The sequence below is a fragment of the Mesorhizobium sp. M1E.F.Ca.ET.045.02.1.1 genome (assembly GCF_003952485.1).
GTDB lineage: Bacteria > Pseudomonadota > Alphaproteobacteria > Rhizobiales > Rhizobiaceae > Mesorhizobium.
In genome coordinates, this window is the sequence record NZ_CP034447.1 from 6,776,805 (window position 1) to 6,796,014 (window position 19,210).

The 19,210-nt window shown below is 64.4% G+C and carries 17 protein-coding genes and 1 pseudogene; 9 read left to right on the plus strand and 9 right to left on the minus strand.

Annotated features, from left to right (window positions below; translation table 11 throughout):
- From trbL to trbB, 7 genes are read right to left on the minus strand one after another with little or no spacing between them, the layout of a single operon-like run.
- The gene (gene trbL / locus EJ070_RS33255) at positions 1 to 1,377 is read right to left on the minus strand and encodes a P-type conjugative transfer protein TrbL (protein ID WP_126095118.1); all 1,377 of its coding nucleotides are present in this window, start codon (positions 1,375 to 1,377) and stop codon (positions 1 to 3) included.
- 2 nt (positions 1,378 to 1,379) lie between these two features.
- Complete coding sequence (trbK-alt, locus tag EJ070_RS33260; RefSeq protein ID WP_126095119.1) at positions 1,380 to 1,706, minus strand: putative entry exclusion protein TrbK-alt; 327 nt, start codon at positions 1,704 to 1,706, stop codon at positions 1,380 to 1,382.
- Positions 1,707 to 1,717: 11 nt separating this feature from the next.
- Positions 1,718 to 2,476, minus strand: coding sequence for a P-type conjugative transfer protein TrbJ (gene trbJ, locus EJ070_RS33265; RefSeq protein WP_126095120.1), 759 nt, complete (start codon positions 2,474 to 2,476; stop codon positions 1,718 to 1,720).
- The gene (trbE, locus tag EJ070_RS33270) at positions 2,473 to 4,929 is read right to left on the minus strand and encodes a conjugal transfer protein TrbE (protein ID WP_126095121.1); all 2,457 of its coding nucleotides are present in this window, start codon (positions 4,927 to 4,929) and stop codon (positions 2,473 to 2,475) included. The genes trbJ and trbE overlap by 4 nt, the downstream gene beginning before the upstream one ends.
- A gap of 10 nt (positions 4,930 to 4,939) precedes the next feature.
- Entirely contained in the window at positions 4,940 to 5,221 is a 282-nt protein-coding gene (locus tag EJ070_RS33275) for a VirB3 family type IV secretion system protein (protein ID WP_126095122.1), read from the minus strand.
- Positions 5,221 to 5,553 (minus strand): TrbC/VirB2 family protein, encoded by a 333-nt coding sequence (locus EJ070_RS33280; RefSeq protein WP_126095123.1) that lies wholly within the window; start codon positions 5,551 to 5,553, stop codon positions 5,221 to 5,223. The genes EJ070_RS33275 and EJ070_RS33280 overlap by 1 nt, the downstream gene beginning before the upstream one ends.
- Positions 5,550 to 6,533, minus strand: coding sequence for a P-type conjugative transfer ATPase TrbB (gene trbB / locus EJ070_RS33285; RefSeq protein ID WP_126095124.1), 984 nt, complete (start codon positions 6,531 to 6,533; stop codon positions 5,550 to 5,552). The genes EJ070_RS33280 and trbB overlap by 4 nt, the downstream gene beginning before the upstream one ends.
- Before the next feature lie 290 nt (positions 6,534 to 6,823).
- On the opposite strand from trbB, the gene EJ070_RS33290 reads away from it, so the two are divergent.
- A complete protein-coding gene (locus EJ070_RS33290; RefSeq protein ID WP_126095125.1) occupies positions 6,824 to 7,078 on the plus strand; it encodes a helix-turn-helix transcriptional regulator in 255 nt (84 codons plus the stop codon).
- A complete protein-coding gene (locus tag EJ070_RS33295; protein WP_126095126.1) occupies positions 7,078 to 8,388 on the plus strand; it encodes a type II toxin-antitoxin system HipA family toxin in 1,311 nt (436 codons plus the stop codon). The genes EJ070_RS33290 and EJ070_RS33295 overlap by 1 nt, the downstream gene beginning before the upstream one ends.
- A gap of 367 nt (positions 8,389 to 8,755) precedes the next feature.
- On the opposite strand, the gene EJ070_RS33300 is transcribed toward EJ070_RS33295, so the two are convergent.
- On the minus strand, positions 8,756 to 8,953 hold the full coding sequence (locus EJ070_RS33300; protein WP_027164757.1) for a DUF680 domain-containing protein: 198 nt from the start codon (positions 8,951 to 8,953) through the stop codon (positions 8,756 to 8,758).
- 97 nt (positions 8,954 to 9,050) lie between these two features.
- On the opposite strand from EJ070_RS33300, the pseudogene EJ070_RS37315 reads away from it, so the two are divergent.
- The 7 genes and pseudogenes from EJ070_RS37315 to EJ070_RS33335 all read left to right on the plus strand — a co-directional run bounded on the left by EJ070_RS37315 (position 9,051) and on the right by EJ070_RS33335 (position 17,351).
- Positions 9,051 to 9,361, plus strand: a pseudogene (locus EJ070_RS37315) (type II toxin-antitoxin system ParD family antitoxin).
- A 222-nt stretch (positions 9,362 to 9,583) separates the two neighbouring features.
- On the plus strand, positions 9,584 to 9,829 hold the full coding sequence (locus EJ070_RS33310; protein ID WP_066997751.1) for an acyl carrier protein: 246 nt from the start codon (positions 9,584 to 9,586) through the stop codon (positions 9,827 to 9,829).
- Between the two features lie 70 nt (positions 9,830 to 9,899).
- Positions 9,900 to 11,039 (plus strand): acyl-CoA dehydrogenase family protein, encoded by a 1,140-nt coding sequence (locus EJ070_RS33315; protein ID WP_245464979.1) that lies wholly within the window; start codon positions 9,900 to 9,902, stop codon positions 11,037 to 11,039.
- Between the two features lies 1 nt (position 11,040).
- Complete coding sequence (locus tag EJ070_RS33320; RefSeq protein WP_126095128.1) at positions 11,041 to 11,964, plus strand: amino acid--[acyl-carrier-protein] ligase; 924 nt, start codon at positions 11,041 to 11,043, stop codon at positions 11,962 to 11,964.
- Between the two features lies 1 nt (position 11,965).
- On the plus strand, positions 11,966 to 12,964 hold the full coding sequence (locus tag EJ070_RS33325) for a DUF1839 family protein (protein WP_126095129.1): 999 nt from the start codon (positions 11,966 to 11,968) through the stop codon (positions 12,962 to 12,964).
- A gap of 23 nt (positions 12,965 to 12,987) precedes the next feature.
- Complete coding sequence (locus EJ070_RS33330; protein ID WP_245464756.1) at positions 12,988 to 15,564, plus strand: glycoside hydrolase family 2 protein; 2,577 nt, start codon at positions 12,988 to 12,990, stop codon at positions 15,562 to 15,564.
- Positions 15,561 to 17,351, plus strand: a complete 1,791-nt coding sequence (locus EJ070_RS33335) for an alpha/beta fold hydrolase (protein ID WP_126095130.1) — start codon at positions 15,561 to 15,563, stop codon at positions 17,349 to 17,351. The genes EJ070_RS33330 and EJ070_RS33335 overlap by 4 nt, the downstream gene beginning before the upstream one ends.
- A 326-nt stretch (positions 17,352 to 17,677) precedes the next feature.
- Here EJ070_RS33335 and EJ070_RS33340 read toward each other — a convergent pair whose 3' ends face one another.
- Positions 17,678 to 18,988 carry a tyrosine-type recombinase/integrase gene (locus EJ070_RS33340; protein WP_126095131.1) on the minus strand — a complete coding sequence of 437 codons (1,311 nt, stop codon included), beginning with the start codon at positions 18,986 to 18,988 and terminating at the stop codon, positions 17,678 to 17,680.
- Positions 18,989 to 19,210: the final 222 nt, after the last annotated feature.

The window sequence follows — 19,210 nt, forward strand, 5'->3', positions numbered from 1 at the left end:
TCATTTGCCTTCGGAAAGAGAGATCGAGGCGCCACCGCCGTGAGCCTCACCGGAGCGAACGGCGTGCGCAGCGGTCTGGACGCTGTGAGACAGGCGCTGGGAACGCTGCAAGCGTTTGGCCCACTCGGGTGGGCTTTGCGCCGCGGCGCCTGCTTGCTCGGCGCGGTGGAACGAAGGGTCGTTGGCCGACTTGGCGGCGCCTCCGAACGTTCCCATGGTCGATGAACCACCAGTGCTCTCAATGGCGGAATGTGCGCCGGCAGCAAAGCTCGATTTCATCGATTGGGTGGCCCGAGCGGTAGCGCGCTTGAGCGGCGAAGCGGCTGCGGACAAACCGGCACTTGCAGCGCCGCCCAGTCCGGAGGTGACGCCCGCACTGCCGCTCTGACCGGCGGAGCCGAGCGCATAGGCAGTCGATGCTCCACCCGCGAGGAACGAGCCGCTACGCGCGGCCGAAGCTGCTCCTGAAAAAGCGGCCGCGCCGCGCCGCATCGCAAGGCCACCAGCGCCGCCGGCTGCGAGTGCGGCTCCACCTGCGGCAAGGCTCGCGCCGACGGCGGCGCCGGCGCCAAGCTGTGGTCCGCCGGAGACCAGACCGTTGGCGATGCCGGGGCCGAAGATGCCGAGGCCAAGCAACGACAGCGCCGCCAGAACGATCGCCATGGCTTGGTCGATGGTGGGGTTTTCGCCGCCGAAACCTTGGGTGAATTCGCCAAAAAGCGTCGAGCCGATGCCAATGACGACGGCAAGAACAAGCACCTTGATGCCAGACGAGATGACGTTGCCGAGGACGCGTTCGGCCATGAAGGCTGTCTTGCCGAACAGGCCGAAAGGGATCAGCACGAAGCCGGCCAGCGTCGACAGCTTGAATTCGATCAGCGTCACGAAGAGCTGCACCGCAAGAATGAAGAAGGCGAGCAGGACGAGCGCCCAGGCAAAGAGCAGGCAAGCGATCTGGATGAAGTTTTCGAAGAAGGACACGTAGCCCATCAAACCCGAGATCGCCTCGAGCAATGGTCGTCCCGCGTCGAGGCCGGTCTGCGCAATCTTGCCGGGGCGCAGCAGATCCTGGACGGAGAAGCCGGTGCCGCTCGCCTTGAGACCGAGACCGGAAAAGCTTTCGAAGACGATCTGGGCGAGACTGTTCCAGTTCGAAATCAGGTAGGCGAATACGCCGACAAACAGCGTCTTCTTGACGAGCCGCGCGAGGATATCGTTATCGGCGCCCCAGCTCCAGAACAGCGCGGCGATCGTCACGTCAATGACAATCAGCGTGGTGGCCACGAAGGCGACCTCACCGCCAAGCAGGCCGAAACCACTGTCGATATAGCGGGTGAAGGTGGCCAGGAACTGATCGATGACGCCGGTATTGCCCATGCCTATCGGGCCTCCGGTGTGGCCGCATCAGGCGACTGCTGGATGGCCGGCTCGCGGGTCGAGCTGGCGGTCGGCTTTTCGAGGCCAAGGAAACGGTCGCGCTGTTCGGCCCACAGGTGCGCACACCCATCGTTACGCAAAGCAGCCTCGCCGAGAACCTGGCAACGGCGCAGACTGTCACGAAGCGGGTTAGGCATTGAGCCCGCTGGCGTGCGTGAGCCCTGCCCCGCCGACTTGTTCTCCTTCCGGCTCATCTCGAGTGCGGTCGCCGTGACGGCGACCGCTGCGAAGATGACAGCCACGATACGAGCGAGGGTCTTGCCGTCCATGGCGATGACCCTCAGTGATTGAACATGTGGACGTTGCTGGCCTGATAGCTGGAGCCCGCAGTCAGGAAGCGTCGGCGTTGCTCGCGACCCTGTTCGGCCGCGGCAGCACGTTCGGCTTCGGTCAGCGCCTGGGCGCGACCATTGGCGGCGACAACGGCGGTCAGGTCAGCAAGCTGTTGGCCCTGAAGCGCAAGAAGCTGGTTGCCGGCTTGCGTGGCCTGCAGCGCTCCGGTCGCCGATTGGCTGGCGCCGACCAGTGCCGACATCTGCGCGCGACCGGTCTCGATGTTTGTGACGGCACCCGCCTGGACGCGCATGGCGTCCTGAAGACCTCCGACCGTGTTTTGCCAGCGCGAGCGCGCATCAGCGACGAGTTGCTGATCGGACGTGGACAGGGACACGCTGCCGTATTGCTGCTGGAAGATCTTGTCGACCTGCTGGACGTCGAAGGCGATGTTCTGCGCCTGGTTGAGCAGTTGCTGGGTGCGCTGCACCGATTGCTGCAATTGCTTGAGCGAGGAGAAGGGCAGGCTCGCCAGATTGCGGGCCTGATTGATCAGCATCTGCGCTTCGTTCTGCAGCGAGGTGATCTGGTTGGTGACCTGCTGGAGCGATCTGGCAGCCGTCAGCACATTCTGGGCATAGTTCGATGGATCAAACACGATGAAGGCGTGCGCCGGCCTGACAACGATGGGCGATACCGAGAGGGGCAAGGCGAGCATGGCCGCGGCCAGCGTAAGGGCGCGTGCGCGGGCGTGACGGGTAATCATGATTGGGGCTCCTTTTCGGGTTGCGGGGCAGAGATTTGCGGGGCGGAGATGAGGTCGGCGGCCCAGGCTACGTTTCTGGCGCGCAGCCAGGCCGCGAGGAAACCGTCGCGGCCATTCTCGGCGGCAACACTGGCGATGAGAGCCTGGTCGGTCTTGGACGAAGCGGTGCAGAGCGCGAGACCGACCTCGGACAGGGCAAGCTCGAACAAGCGGTTGCCGCGCCGCGACTGGCAATAGTAGTCGCGCTTGGGCGTTGCGCGCGCCAGAATCTCGATCTGGCGGTCGCTGAGGCCGAAGCGGCGGTAGATCGCCGTTATCTGCGGTTCGACGGCGCGTTCGTTGGGCAGCAGCAGCCGGGTTGGGCAGCTTTCGATAATCGCCGGCGCGATGCCGGAGTTGTCGATGTCGGACAATGACTGGGTGGCAAAGACGACGCTGGCGTTCTTCTTGCGCAGCGTCTTCAGCCACTCGCGCAACTGGCCGGCAAAACCTTCGTCATCAAGCGCGAGCCAGCCCTCGTCAATGATCAGAAGAGTCGGCCGTCCATCGAGCCGGTCGCCTATGCGGTGGAACAGGTAGGACAGAACAGCAGGTGCTGCTCCGGTGCCGACAAGACCCTCGATCTCGAAGGCTTGCACGGATGCCGCGCCGAGATGCTCGGCTTCAGAATCTAGCAGCCGCCCGTATGGGCCTCCAACGCAATATGGCCGCAGAGCCTTTTTCAAGTCGTTCGCCTGCAAGAGCACGCTGAGGCCAGTGATGGTGCGCTCGTCGACCGGCGCTGAGGCAAGCGATGTCAGAGCGGTCCAGATATGCTCCCTGGCCTCCGGGTTGATCGGGATCCCTTCACGCGCAAGGATCGAAACGATCCAGTCGGCCGCCCACGCGCGTTCATAAGTATCGTGTATGCGGGCAAGAGGCTGGAGCGAGACGGAGGTATCGCTGCCCTCGGTTAAGCCGCCCCCGAGATCGTGCCAGTCCCCGCGCATGGCGAGCGCCGCGGCGCGGATCGAGCCCCCGAAGTCGAAGGCGAAGACTTGGCTGTGCAGATAGCGTCGGAACTGCAGCGCCATCAGCGCAAGCAGCACGGACTTGCCAGCGCCGGTGGGTCCGACCACTAAGGTGTGGCCGACGTCGCCGACATGCAAGGACAACCGGAACGGGGTCGAGCCCTCGGTCTTGCCATATAGCAAGGGAGGACTACCAAGGTGCTCGTCCCGTTCCGGCCCCGCCCACACGGCAGAGAGGGGGATCATGTGGGCGAGATTGAGTGTCGAGATGGGCGGCTGGCGGACATTGGCGTAGGCATGTCCGGGCAATGAGCCAAGCCATGCATCGACAGCATTGACCGTTTCCAGCATGGCGCTGAAGTCGCGACCCTGGATGACTTTCTCGACAAGGCGCAGCTTCTCTTGCGCCAAATGCGGATCGGCGTCCCAGACCGTGATGGTCGCGGTGACGTAGGCCATGCCCGAAACGTCAGCGCCGAGTTCCTGCAATGCGATATCGGCGTCCGCGGCCTGGTTGGCGGCGTCCGTGTCCAGAAGCACGGACGCCTCGTTCGTCATGACTTCCTTCAGGATCGCGGCGATGCTTTTCCTTTTGGCAAACCATTGCCGCCGGATCTTCGTCAGCAGCCTGGTAGCGTCGGGCTTGTCGAGCAGGATCGCGCGCGTCGCCCAGCGATACGGGAAAGCGAGCCGGTTCAGATCGTCGAGCAGGCCTGGCGTCGTTGCGGTCGGAAAGCCGACAATGGTGAGAACGCGTAGATGCTGGTCGCCAAGGCGTGGCTCGAGCCCGGCAGTCAACGGCTGCTCCGCCAGCAGCGCATCGAGATAGATCGGGGTCTCCGGGACGCGCACCCCATGGCGTTTCGTCGAGACAGTCGAATGCAGGTAGGTCAGCGTCTCGGCATCGTCGAGCCACTGGCATTCCGGCATGAAGCCGTCGAGAAGAGAGAGAACGCGATCCGTGCGGTCGACAAACGCGCGCAGGATCTCATGAGGATCCACGCCGGACTGTTCGCGTCCCTCGTAGAGCCAGGTCTCCGCCCGCGCCGCATCCTCGGCCGGCGGCAGGTAGAGGAAGGTGAGGAAGTAGCTCGATATGAAGTGGATGCCGTCCTCCTCGAAGTCGGCTTTGCGCTCGGCGTCGACCAGGCCGGAGGCGGGATCGGGAAATTGGCTGTCGGGATAGGTCGCCGCCTCATGGCGCTGCGCCTCGACGAAAATGCTCCAACCCGAGCCGAGACGACGGAAGGCGTTGTTGATGCGCGAGGCGACCGCCACCAGTTCTGCCGCCACGGCGGAATCCAGGTCCGGACCGCGAAACCTTGCGGTGCGCTGAAAGCTCCCATCCTTGTTCAACACCACGCCAGGCGCCGCGAGCGCAGCCCAAGGCAGGTAGTCGGCCAGACGGTTGGCGTCCCGGCGAAACTCAGCAAGATTCATCATGGCCGCGCCCTCAAACCGACAGGTGGCCGGGAAGGCGCAGATGTCTCCGGACGACTTCAACGAACAGGGGATCGCGCTTTGCGGCCCACACCGCCGTGAAGTGTCCGAGCGCCCAGAGAAGGAGACCGACCAGCCAGAGCCGCAGGCCGAGGCCGACCGCGCCTGCGAGGGTGCCGTTCATGATCGCTATCGAACGCGGCGCGCCGGCGAGCAGGATGTGCTCGGTCAGAGCTCTGTGAACGGAGACCACATATCCCGGCACCGCGTCGATCTGTTCGAAAGCGGTCGCCATCAGATCAGCGCTCCGCCGCCAAACGAGAAGAACGACAGAAAAAAGCTGGACGCCGCGAAGGCGATCGAGAGGCCAAAGACGATCTGGATCAGTCGCCGAAAACCTCCGGAAGTATCGCCGAAGGCGAGCGTCAGTCCGGTCACTATGATGATGATCACGGCAATGATCTTGGAGACCGGACCTTCGATCGACTGGAGGATCTTCTCCAGCGGCTGCTCCCACGGCATTGACGATCCGGCGGCATTGGCGGCCGAGGCGGCCATGAGACTGATGAAGAGCGTCGTGCCTGAAGCGGCGATACGCCGGTAGCCTCGCGAGTGAGCGCGGATCATGAATTGTCTCCTTCATTGTTCTGGCTGGCTTGGGAAGTGCGATAGTCGCCGTCGGGACCAAGTCCTTCGACCCGGGTGAGCTCGGTGAGCCGGCGCGCAGAACCGCGTCCGGATAGAACGGCGACCATGTCTATGGTTTCGGCTATCAGGGCGCGCGGAACGGTGACGACGGCTTCCTGGATGAGTTGCTCGAGACGCCGCAGGGCGCCGATGCCGGAGCCGGCGTGGATGGTGCCGATGCCGCCGGGATGTCCGGTGCCCCAAGCCTTCAGAAGGTCAAGCGCCTCCGAGCCTCGCACCTCGCCAATGGGGATGCGGTCAGGACGAAGGCGGAGCGAGGAGCGGACCAGGTCGGCGAGCGATGCGACGCCATCCTTGGTGCGCATGGCGACCATGTTGGGCGCGGAGCATTGCAGTTCGCGCGTGTCCTCGATGATGACGACGCGATCCGACCCCTTCGCCACTTCGGCGAGCAGGGCATTGGTCAGCGTCGTCTTGCCGGTGGAGGTGCCGCCCGCCACAAGGATGTTCGCGCGGCCTACTACTGCGGCGCGCAACGTGGCCTTCTGGCCGGCGCTCATTATGCCCGCCGCGACATAGTCCTCGAGCGTGAATACAGCGACTGCCGGCTTGCGGATCGCGAAGGCGGGCGCTGAAACGACGGGCGGAAGCAGCCCCTCGAAGCGTTCGCCGGTTTCCGGCAACTCAGCCGAGACGCGCGGGGAACGGGTATGCACCTCGGCGCCAACATGGTGAGCGACCAGACGCACAATGCGCTCGCCATCCGCGGCCGGCAGCATCTGGCCCGTGTCAGCCAGACCCTCCGAAAGCCGATCCACCCAGATTCGGCCGTCCGGGTTCAACATCACTTCGACGATTGCCGGATCGTCGAGGAACCGGCTGATGGCTTGACCGAGCGCGGTGCGCAGCATGCGCGAACTGCGCGCGCGTCGTTCGGTGTTGTTGTGCAAAGCTGCCATTTTGTCCCCGTTTCGGTCGGGAACAATGCAGGCGGTCCCCGGTCGGGGATGATTAAGAGAACGGTATTCTTAGCTGCTGCAACAGGTTTATCGAGGCGTAGTAGCGTGGCGTGTAAATACAGGAGAAGGACGGCGCTCGCGCGTACAGCCTTTCCATGAGGTTGGGGATTCCATACGCGACCGCGTATATTGTCATATCATACGCATTTGCGTATAAGCTGCTTCCATACGTGATTACGTATATTGACAAGAAATACGCGAATGCGTATATGGCCCTCTGGAGGCTTGTCATGACCGACCAGATCGCTCGCAACGAGAAGCAACTCGGCGCCATCCTGCGTCGCGCCCGCCGGCAGGCCGACCTCACGCAAGAGACGCTTGGCAATCAAATCCACCTGCGCCAGGCCACCGTGTCCCGCCTTGAAGCCGGCGAGCCAGCGGTGCGGCTCAGCACGTTGATGGCCGCTCTCTCCGCCCTCGACCTCGAACTCGTCGTTCGCCCGCGCAGCAAAAGCAGCGCCACCGAGATCGAAGACTTGTTCTGATGGCGAGGCGGCCGGCTCACACACCGCTTAATGTCTTCCTGAACGGGCGTCTCGTGGGCGTGTTGCGCAGGCAATCAAACGGCGCCGTGGACTTCCAATACGCCCGCGAATGGCTGGACTGGCACGGTACCTTCCCGGTTTCGCTCTCACTTCCTTTGCGGGAGGACCGCTATATTGGCGCGCCTGTGATCAACGTCTTCGACAACCTGCTTCCTGACAATGAAGCCATCCGCAAGCGGGTTGCCGAACGCGTCGGCGCGGCTGGCACCGATGCCCACAGCCTGCTCGCCGTGCTGGGCCACGATTGCGTCGGTGCGCTGCAGTTCCTGCCTGACGGCATTGATCCTGGCAATCCGGGCAGCAGCGATGGCAAGCCAGTCAGCAAAAAGGACATAGCCGGAATAATCGAAAACCTTACCGCCGCTCCTCTCGGCCTGGGTGAGGATGGGGATTTCCGCATCTCGATCGCCGGCGCCCAGGAAAAGACGGCGCTGTTGCGCAAGGACGGACGCTGGTTCAAGCCCATCCGCACGGCTGCCACCACCCACATCCTGAAGCCGCAGATCGGCAGGTTGCCCAACGGCATCGATCTCTCCAATAGCGTCGAGAACGAGTATCTGTGCCTCAAGCTGCTTGAGGCGTTCGGCGTTCCTGCCGCCAAGACGGAGATCGCGGATTTCGGGGAGCGCCGCACGCTGATCGTCGAGCGCTTCGACCGGCTTTGGGCCAGGGACGGCCGCCTCCTGCGCCTGCCGCAAGAGGATATGTGTCAAGCGCTGTCGGTCCCGCCGACACGTAAGTACCAGTCAGAGGGCGGACCCGGTATGCGGGAGATTATCGACCTTCTGAAGGGCAGTGACCAGCCGGAAGACGACATAGCGGTCTTTCTGCGCGCTTGCATCGTATTCTGGCTGATCTCGGCGACCGACGGCCACGCCAAGAATTTCAGCATCTTTCTAAGTCCAGGCGGCCGGTTTCGCATGGCACCGCTCTACGACGTGCTGACCGCGCAGCCCAGCCTTGATGCCGGCCAGATCACTCGCAAAAAATTCAAGTTGGCAATGGCGGTCGGCAAAAGCCGGCACTATTCGGTGCATGAGATTGTGCCCCGCCACTTCATACAGACCGCTGACATTGCTGGCGTGGGCACCCCTGTCATGCGCCGAATTTTCGAAGACATTGCCGGAAACGCGGAAAAGCAGGCTGATACCGTGATCTCCTCACTACCGCGTGGCTTTCCTGGACAGGTTGTCGATTCGGTCAGGTTGGCCATAGGCAGGCGTGCGATGCTTCTTGCTGGTGCAAATTGATCCGAGATCAGAAGAGGCATTCCAGGCCATCGATCGCCTACATGAACATCGACGATTCGGCTGGCATGCCATCGGATGGAGGCGGGCCGGCGCTGGAGGGGGGCATCGGCCGGGATCATGTGCGCACCTTGGCAATATCGATCGCGACCAGCACCGCGGCGGCGAGCGTAGGTACGCGCCTGCAGCGAGAAGCTGCGCTCGCCGCTGTCTCGGCTGTCGCGTTCCTTCATTCCGTAGGCACTAAGGCTCCTTCATCAGGTCATACACGACCAGCGCCGGCAGAAACGGGCTTCTAGCGGCAACCTCAAATGCTAAATATTGCGGAGGGCGTCTGAATTTTCGCCGCTCCACTGTTTCAGGTAAGGCGCTATTCCGTCTTGGGCGGCGCTGGTTTCTTGATCTGCTGCGCGTCAGTTGTCTTCGCCACGTCGGATTTTTCAACGCTGGCCGTTTTGGTCGTGTCGACCTGTGCTGCTGATGCCATTGATTGGTGATACGCGCATTCTGCGGCTGCGCCCGACATCGACAGGCCCAATGCTGCGACTGTCGCAAGGAAGGTTTTCATCCGATCGTCCTTATTCGTGGGTGACGCAGCGTAACCCGCCATGCACCGACCGCAAAATCACTTTCGGCAAGCTCGCTGCCGCAACGCGGACATCACGATGCCAACACGCAATGTGTCCTGACCAAGCACCATGAAGAGGTGATCGCCCACCTGGTGAAGACCGGGCGTTATCAGAACGCCAGCGAGGTGCTGCGCGAAGGTTTGCGTCTGGTCGAGCAGCGCGAAGCGCGAGAGGAAGCAAAGGTCGCCGCGCTCAAGGAGGTGGCAAGCATCGGGTTCCAAGACATCGAGTAAGGCCGGTTCAGGGAAATCGACGACGGCAGCGTGGATGAGTTCATTAGCGGTCTGGGTTGGCAGGCCGGCACGCTGGTCGAACGCCATTTGCCGACAAGCTACGGCGACGGTTGACGGTGTGGCGCTAGATGTGCGGCGTGATGTCGGTGCAAAGGACACGCCCGCGTCAAAACGCCGGATACAGGCCGATCTGAATCCGAACGCTACAAATTGTACGCGGTCCGTTACCGATCCTTAGGCATGGTTGAAATTGGACGGCGGCGTTAACGCCACGGTTGCGCTCTCTCTGCGATATTGCCGCCTGCACAGCACGCAAACGCAAGGGTGGGGCCCTCCATGATCGACCAGATTCGCTCGCTGCTCGAGCAGCATCCGATGATTCCGCTGAATTTCGGCGCACTTGCCGACGACGCCAATCTCTACGACGCGGGGCTGACCTCCTTCGCCTCGGTGCAGATGATGCTGGCGCTCGAGGAAGAGTTCGACATCGAATTCCCCGAGACGATGCTGACGCGGCGGACCTTCTCTTCGCTGGCCAGTATCGCGGACGCCGTTTCGCAATTGACGCGCAAGGCGGCGTAGCGCCATGAACGTGTTGAGAAAGATCGAAACGGCTTCGGTCGCGGAGGCGCCGGAAGCCGCAACTGAACGCATGTGCCGCGTCGCCGAGGTCGCCGCGAGCCATGCCGATCCCGTCGACAAGGAAGGCCGTTTCCCGGCGGAGACGATCGAGGCGCTGAAGCGCGAGCGCCTGCTCGGCGTGGCGATCCCGATCGAGCATGGCGGCGAGGGACTCGGCACGATGCAAATCGCCGACCTCATCGTCCAGCTCGGCCAGGCCTGCGGCTCGAGCGCGATGATCTATGCCATGCACCAGATCAAAACGTCGAGCTTCGTCACTCACGGCGGCGCCAGCGACTGGCATCGCGCCTATATGCGGCGCATCGCAGACGAGCAGCTTCTGATGGCTTCCGCGACGACGGAGGCCGGCATCGGCGGCAATTTGCGCAATTCGATCTGCGCGGTCGAGGTCGCCGGCGGGCGTTTCGCGCTGACCAAGGAAGCCACCGTCATCTCCTATGGCGACTACGCCGACGCCATCCTCGCCACGGCGCGGCGCGCGCCCGATGCGGCCAGCTCCGACCAGGTGATGGTGGTCATCCCGGTCGATGGCAACCGCACGCTGGAACGCACGTCCGTGTGGGACACGCTCGGCATGCGCGGCACCTGCTCCGATGGCTTTCATCTGGTCGCCACGGGTGACGCGACGCAGATATTCCCGAAGCCGTTCTCCGAGATCGCGGCGCAGTCGATGCTGGCCAGCTCGCACATCTTCTGGGCGGCGACCTGGTTCGGCATCGCCGCCGACGCCTTCAATCGGGCGCAGGCATTTGTCAAGGCGGCGGCGCGCAAGCAGCCCGAGGCCATGCCGCCGGGCGCGCTGAGGCTGGCCGAGGCGGCCGCGCTTTTACAGGAGATGAAAGGCCACCTGACGGCCGCCATCCACCGCTTCGAAGCGGCCAAGGGCGACGACGACGCTTTGTCTTCGATCGGCTTCGCCGCCGAGATCAACGCGCTGAAGGTCGCGGCCAGCGAGAAGGCGGGCGCCGTGGTGCGCCTCGCCATGCTGGTCAACGGTATCCTTGGCTACAAGAACGGCACCCCGTTCAGCGTCGGCCGGCACTTGCGCGATGTGACCTCGGCGCCGGTGATGATCTCCAACGACCGCATCCTTTCCAATACCGCGACGCTCATGCTGATGAGCCGCTTCGACACTGGCCTGGGGGGCTGATATGGACGCCAAGACATTCGACTCCAAGTCGCTTCTCGACAGCCTGTTCGAGAACGGCATCCTGTTCGAATCCGGCATCGACGGCCTCTATGGCCGTTCGGGCGCATTCGAGGAAGTGATCGAGCGCTTCGAGCGTCTCGTCACCCGGCTAGGGGCGCCCGACAAGGCCACCCGCATTCATTTTCCGCCGGGCATGAGCCGCGCGACGCTGGAGAAGAGCGGCTATATGAAGAGCTTTCCGCAGCTGGCCGGCTGTGTGCATTCGTTCATGGGCGGCGAGCGGGAGCATGCGCAACTGCTCGGCATGATAGCGGATGGCGGGGACTGGACGGAGCTGCAGAAGGCGACGGACGTCGCGCTGACACCGGCCGCCTGCTATCCGCTCTATCCCACCATCGCCGCGCGCGGCCCGGTGCCGGCGCAGGGCCTGCTTTTCGAGCTCTCCTCGTACTGCTTCCGCCACGAGCCGTCGAAGGACCCGGCGCGCATGCAGCTCTTTCGCATGCGCGAGTTCGTCAAGATCGGCACGGCCGAGCAGGTGCGCTCGTTCCGCGAAAGCTGGCTGAAGCGCGGCAAGGCGATGATCGAGCAGCTCGACCTGCCCTGCGAAGTCGATCTTGCCAACGATCCGTTCTTCGGCCGCGGCGGCAAGATGATGGCCAACAATCAGCGCGACCAGGGCTTGAAATTCGAGCTGCTGATCCCGGTGACCAGCATCGAGAAGCCGACCGCCTGTTTGAGCTTCAACTATCACCAGGACCATTTTGGCCGGACCTGGGGCCTGAAGTTCGCCGACGGGGAGTTCTGCCACTCGGCCTGCGTCGGCTTTGGGCTGGAGCGTGTGGCGCTGGCGCTGTTCCGCCATCACGGGCCGGACGCGGAGGCCTGGCCGGCCGCGGTCCGCGACGTGCTGTGGAGCGTGTGACATGCGCGGAGCTATCGCCGGCCTCGATCCGGTCAGCTACCGGCCGCACTGGCTGCACGATCCGCAAAGGCGCTGGCCGCAGACCAACTGCTATGTCGACCTCCTGATTGAGGTACTGCACGCGACCGGCCACGATCCGGTCGCGGCGCTCGGTTTCACCGTGGCGCAGGATTTCGAGGGCGATCAGTTCACCTTCTTCAAGTTCCCGACCGCCGACCTGCAGCAGTTGGCCGGGCTGGACATCCAGGAACTGGCGGTCTTCGACCGGCTGGAGACGCATGTGCTGGCGCAAATCGAACTCGGCCGGCTGCCGCTGGTCGAGGTCGACGCCTTCTACCTGCCCGACACCAGGGGCATCACCTATCGCAACGGCCATTCCAAGACCACGTGCGGCATCGATGCGCTCGATCCCGAGGGGCGGCGGATGCGCTACTTCCACAATGACGGCTACTTCGCGCTCGAGGGCGAAGACTACGACGGCATCTTCGGCCAATGGGATGATGTGTCGGCCGGGGACCTGCCGCTGTTTCCTTACGCGGAATTCGTGAAGTTCGACGCCACGCGCCCGGCCCGTGACGCGGTCGGGACCGCAGCGGCGTTGCTTGCGCATCACTTGAAGCGGCGGCCGAAGCGCAATCCGCTTGGCGCCTATGCGGCCGCGTTCGGCCGCCACGCTGAAACGCTGGCGACGCGGTCGCCGGACTATTTCCATACCTATGCCTTCAACACGCTGCGCCAGGTCGGCGCGAATTTCGAACTTCTCGGCAGTCATCTCGAATGGCTGGGGCAGCACGGCGAAACCTGCCTGGCGGAGGCGGCGCAAGCCGCCGGCGACATTGCCGATGGCGCCAAGGTCATGCAGTTCAAGCTCGCCCGGGCGATGGCGCGGCAGCGTTTCGAGGGCTTGGCCGAGGCGATCGCGCCAATGGCGCAGGCCTACGAAACGGTGATGGACGTGCTGGACGCCCGCATGGCGGGTGTCGCCTCCAAGGCGGCGTAGGGCCGGGCGAGGCGCATTTGAACATGGGTGTGCGAATGGACGCCACGGTGTCGACCGCCGGCACTGTCGAGTTGCTGGAGGGGGGTTGGCGGATGGCCGTCTCGGCGGCCGGCGCTTGGGCTTCGCCGGATGATATCGACGCAAACGCCGACTGGCTGGACGCGGCCTGTCCCGGCACGGCGGCGGGCACGCTGGAAAAGCATGGCCGCTGGGACCGCAAGCAGCCAACCCCGCTGCATGACCGCGATGTCTGGTACAGCCGCCGGCTCGACGCGACCGGCCCGGCGCGGCTGGTGTTCGAGGGACTGGCGACTGTCGCCGAGGTCTGGCTTGGCGACCGGCTGCTGCTTACCTCGACCTCGATGTTCGAGCGCCACGAGGCCGCGGTGACCCTTTCAGGCGGCGAGCCGCTCGCCATCGTCTTGCGCAGTCTCGACCGCCATCTGGAAACGGCGACCGGTCCACGCGCGCGCTGGCGTCCTCGCATGATCGACGATCAGCGGCTGCGGTTGGTGCGCACCACCCTGATCGGACACATGCCGGGCTGGTGCCCGACCTTCGATGTCGTCGGGCCGTGGCGTCCCGTCAAGCTGATCCGCGAAAATGGCGGGCAGCGCATCCTCGATGCCGACATGCGCGCCAGCCTCGACGGTTCGACCGGGCATCTTGCCGTTGCGATCACCCTCGCTGAACCTATCGACGATGCGCAGACGGCGCATGTCAGCTGCGCTGGAGTGCGTGCGTGCCTCAAGGTCGAGACACCCACCCGGCTGACGGCGGAACTGGACATTGCCGATGTCGCCCCATGGTGGCCGAACAGTCATGGCGAGCCGGCGCTGCACGACGTGATGGCGACGATCGGCACGATGCGCAGCCGGCTCGACCGGGTCGGGTTTCGCCGTATCGAGATCGATCGCGGCGCCGACGGACGCGACTTCCGCCTCGTCGTCAACGGCGTGCCGGTATTCTGCCGCGGCGCGGTCTGGACGCCGTCCGATCCTGTGCGGCTGCCATGCGAGCGGGGCGAAATCGAGCTCGAGCTCGACCTCGTGCGTCGAGCCGGCGTCAACATGCTGCGGGTCGGCGGCACCTTCGCTTATGAGGGCGATGCGTTCCACGAGCTGTGCGACGAGATGGGCATTCTCGTCTGGCAGGACCTGATGCTCGCCAATTTCGACTATCCCGCGAAGAGCGAGGCCTGGCGGGCGGCGCTGTCGAGCGAGGTGGAAAACCTGTTGAAGCGGCTTCGGCATTCGCCGTCGCTGGCGGTGCTGTGCGGCGGCAGCGAGGTGGCGCAGCAGGCTGCGATGCTCGGCATGCCGGCGGCGATGGATCCGACACCCTGGCTCGACGCGGTCGTGCGTCCGGCCGCACAGGCGATCCTGCCCGATCTCGCGCTGGTGTCCTCGTCGCCCTCCGGCGGCAGTCTGCCCTTCGCCGCGGATGGCGGCCCGACGCATTATTATGGCGTCGGCGCCTATTGCCGGCCGCTGGAAGACGCGCGCCGCGCGGAGGTGCGTTTCGCCAGCGAGTGCCTCGCCTTCGCCAACGTGCCGGAACAGACGACGCTGGATGAGCAACTGCCCGTTCCGCCCGGCCACGATCCGCGCTGGAAGGCCGGTGTGCCGCGCGACGCAGGTGCGTCGTGGGATTTCGAGGACGTGCGCGAGCATTATCTGGAGACGCTGTTCGGCGTCGATGTGCGCCGGCTGCGCATGGAAGATCCCGCGCGCTACCTCGACCTCTCACGCGCCGTCACCGCCGAGGTGGTTGAGCGCACGATCGACGAATGGCGCAGACCAGCTTCGCCGACGGCGGGTGCGCTGCTGTTTTTCTGGAAGGATCTGCGCCCGGGCGCAGGGTGGGGCATCGTCGATTCCACCGGACGGCCGAAATCGGTCTGGCATGCGCTGAGACGCGCCTTCGCGCCGCTCAGGCTGACGCTGAGCGACGAGGGCGTCAACGGGCTGGGCGTCCATCTCGTCAATGACGGAGCAAAGGCGGTCGAGGCGACGCTGTCGCTTGCCTGTTTGCGCGATGGCGTCACCCCGGTGGTGACGGCGCGCCAGCCGGTCACCGTGCAGGCGCGCGGGGCGCAGTTTCTGTCGGCGTTTTCGCTGCTCGGCGCCTTCTTCGACCTGTCTTATGCCTATCGCTTCGGCCCGGCGGGTCACGAGGTAACCGTGGCAAGGCTGGAAGGCCGCGACGGCGAAATCCTGGCCGAAGCCTTTCATGTGCTTCCCGGCGCCATGACCGCGCGACGCGATGTCGGCCTGTCGGCGCGGTTGGTGCGGGGAGGAGAAGACGGCTGGCGCCTGCGGCTCGCCTGCAGGCGAGCTGCCTATCACATCGCCATCAAGGATGGGCTGTTCCTTCCGCGCGAGAACGGCTTCCACCTGATGCCGGGTGCGGAGAAGGAAATTGGCCTTGACGGACCGGCCTCGTCCACGCCGGCCGGCATCGTGACAGCGCTGAACGGCGATCGCGACGTAACCTACGATGCGCCGCAAGCCGGCAATGCGGAAATCGGGGCGGAAACCGGGGCAGAAACCGGGGCAGAGATCATGCGGGCGTTGGAGCCCACTGGGAGCATGGCATGAGGGGGATAGTCTTCGCCGACACGATCGGCTGGCTTCATGAAGGCAAGGGCAACGAGCGGCGCGGCCGGGGCGTCGTCATCGCCGGGGCGCATGGGCACGAGGACCTGTGCAGCCGGCGTTTCCTGAGGCTGCTGGCCGACAAGGTGGCCGAAAACGGTCTGAAGGTGCTGCAGTTCGACTATCCCGGCTGCGGCAATGCCGCCGGGGATCATTCAACGCCCAATCAGGTGCGATCGTGGACGCAGAGCATAGGCGCCGCGATCGATCGGCTGAAGCGGGATTGCGGCGTGGCGGACGTCATTTTGGTCGGCTTCCGGCTTGGCGCTCTGCTGGCGCCGCTGGCGGCGGCCGGACGAGACGACGTGGCCGGTCTCGTGGTGCTCGCGCCGCCGTCCTCCGGCAAGGCCTATGTCCGCGAGATCACGGCCATGTCGCGCATGATCGACGCGCCGCTGGCCAGCCGTTCGGCGGGCGAAGGGGTTTTCACCGAGGGGCGCGAGGCCGCTGGCTTCCGGATTTCGCATGAGACGCTGGCCGACCTTTCGGCGCTCGACTGGCGGCATGCCGCGGCAAGCCTTCCACCCTTGCCGATGCTGGTGCTTACAAACGGCAAGCCGCTCGCCGCCGCCGAAATCCGTGGCGGCGAGGCGGGCCCTGCGGATTTCGCCGAGGCCGAGTTCGATGGCTATCCTCTCTTGATGTGCGACCCGACCGCTAACCGGATTCCGGCCGCCGCTCTTGACCGCTGCGCAGGCTGGATAGCCGACCATAAAGGCGAAGCGGTCGCAGGAAAGGCCATGCCGCACGATGCGTCGGAGTCCCTGGACGGTCCGCATTATACGGAAAAGCCGGTCCTGATCGGACCGGAGCCGATGATCTGCGGCGTGCTTTGCCGGCCGCACGGACGCCAGGCCGCAGCCGAGCCGGTGATCTTCCTAAATGCCGGTGGCGTGCCGCATGTCGGCTGGGCGCGTGGCACGGTGGAAGCGGTGCGGGAGCTGGCGGCGGAAGGCGTAGCTTCGCTGCGCGTCGACCTGCCCGGACTTGGCCTCAGCGATCCGACCGAGGAAGGGCGCCTGTTCCTCTATGACGGGCGCACGCGCCATGATGTGGGCCGTGCAATCGACTGGATGGAACGAGCCGGCTACCCTACTGTCGGCTTGGTCGGCACCTGCGCCGGCGCATTCCAGGCTTTTCACACCGCACGGGCCGATCGGCGGGTGCGGACGCTGACCATGATCAACCCGCTCTGCTTCGCCTGGAACAGTTCCTACGCGCTGGAGATGGCGGTCTGGAAGACTTACGAGACGTCCAAGGCCGTGCTCGGGCAGAACGCCGCCGCCATTGAGGAGAGCCGCGAGCCGGACGCCCCGGCATGGCGCGGGATCGCTTCGCGCAGCGCCCGGCTGATTGTCCGGCGCGGGCTGGAGGCGATCAAGTCCACAGTGTCGATGCTGCATCCGGCCGCTCTATTGGGACAGCGGCGGGTGGAACGCTGGATGCGCGACCTTTGCGGCCGAGGCGTGCGGGTTCTCCTGGTGACCTCGGAAGGCGACCTGAGCCTGAAGGAGATCGCCCGCCATTTTGGGTCGGGTGAGGAGCGGCTCGACAGCATTCGTGGCGTGACCAGGGTCTCGCTGGCGAATGCCGACCACACGCTGACGCCGTACCATGCACGGCGCGCCGTGATCGCCCGCCTGATCGATCATGGCGGCATCAGGCGTGACGGCCACGCTCGTTCCGAGCCGGTGCGTGCGACGACAAGTCCGTCCTTCCTGGCACCATAGGCGCCAAGGACGCGCGGGGCGAGCATGTCCGCCTGAAATAGATCGGCGAGAGGCTGCATCTCAGGGCCGCCTGAGCAACCCGAGAACGGCAAAAGCCCCACATGAGATGTGAGGCACCTCGCAGCGCCTCACATTCCGATAATGTTCCAAGTGCGGAAACCGGCCAAGCCGTTGGAATGTCGCCGGAAAACGTGGATTTTAGGTTTCGTTCTGGTCGGAGTGGCAGGATTTGAACCTGCGACCCCATCGTCCCGAACGAGCAGGCCAGCCAGCAAAAGCCCGGATTTCCGCCATTTCTTATGATGCCAGATAGCCTTCGTTCACGTTTATTTCCGGCGATTCTGTGGGGTAACTGTGGGGTAGTCGGAAAAGTTCTCCTTCTGTGCCACGAGCTTCCTGACTGTGTTTTTGGGCACGCTTCGCGAAGGTGACTTGGAGACGATCGCCCGGGTGGCATTGGCCTGAAAATCGGGGTGATGGTGCCCATAGGTCTCAATCAGCATTTCGACTGTCATGCCAAGAAAGCCCGCGGCCTCCCACGGGTCGGTACCCTGCTGCATCAGCCAGGTCGCCGCTGTGTGGCGCAAGACGTGCGGCGTGATGTCAGTTCGGAACACGCGCCGTATGCTACCGTCAGGTGCTGCCGCGTCGTCATACCAGCCGAGCCCGGCTGCCTCGACCACCGAGCGGAAGGCTTTCTTGATCGACTGCACTGGTTTGCCGTTCCACTCTACGACGTAGTCGTGCGCGATCATGCGGCCGATGCTTGCGCTCTTCCCGCGGTTCTTGGTCTTGATCTCCAATGGCGTTGCCGCCCAGCGACGCATATGTGCGAGCAGCCGGTCAGGCAACCTGACCGGTGGTTGGCGCTTGTTCGTGTCGCTGCGGCGGGCGGCGCGGCGGTAGAAAATGCCGTGTTCGAGGTCGACATATCCGGCACCCTCTGTTGGCCGGATGGCCGCTCCGCAGATCGCGGCCGACCGGGTGCCAGTGTACAGAGCAACCAGGATGAATCGCGCGACGTGGCGTGCGGTGCGGCGGTCGCTTGGCTTGCCCTTCCATGACTGGCGCATGCGCCATGCGGCGCGAAGCAGCGCGGCTGCTTCATCGCGTGTCAACCAACGGTCGCGTGGTAGAGGCTTCGCTGGCAGCACGATCGCGGGTGCACAGGTTATATAGCCTTCACGGTGATAGTTGTTCAGCGCCGCGCGCAGATCCTCCAACTGACGTCTGGCGCCGGCGCCATTGCCGTGCGCCTTCGCGTAGTCACGACAGACCTTGCCATTGATGTCGCCGATTTTCGTGTTGCCGAACCACCTTAGCACGGCGATGAGCCGTTCGGCGGTTTCCTTTGGCTTGGCGTGTGAGAGCGCTACGTCGGTAAGATAAACACTAATGGCGTTGGCTATCGGGACGGTGGCCGGATCGCGGCCGCGCTCGCGGGCCGGCCGGTATTTTTCGATGATGTGTTGGGCGAGCCGTTTCTCAGCGCGTTCGCGGTCGCCAGTGCTACCGCAAGCGCTGATGAAGGTTGCTCCATCGCGGATGAACCAGCCGGCTCCGTTGCGCAGGCTGCCGTCCGCCCTTCTGCTTTCGGCGCGCCAGACCAGGCGCGCCCCTTTCGACGTCCGCGGCATAGCTCCCTCATCTTAGCGATCGCTGCCAAAGTCACATATTCCTTGCCTGCGACCAGCTCTGTCTGAAGGCGGCCAGCATCTCGTTCTTTTCGCAACCCTGCCGCACCCATGGAGCCGTCCGGGAACGCGATCTCGGCAGCAATGTTGAGGCGGAGCGGCACATCGTCGTCCAACTGCTCTGGGATGCTCATTGCATGTCTCTCGTTTGACGTCGGAGAACAA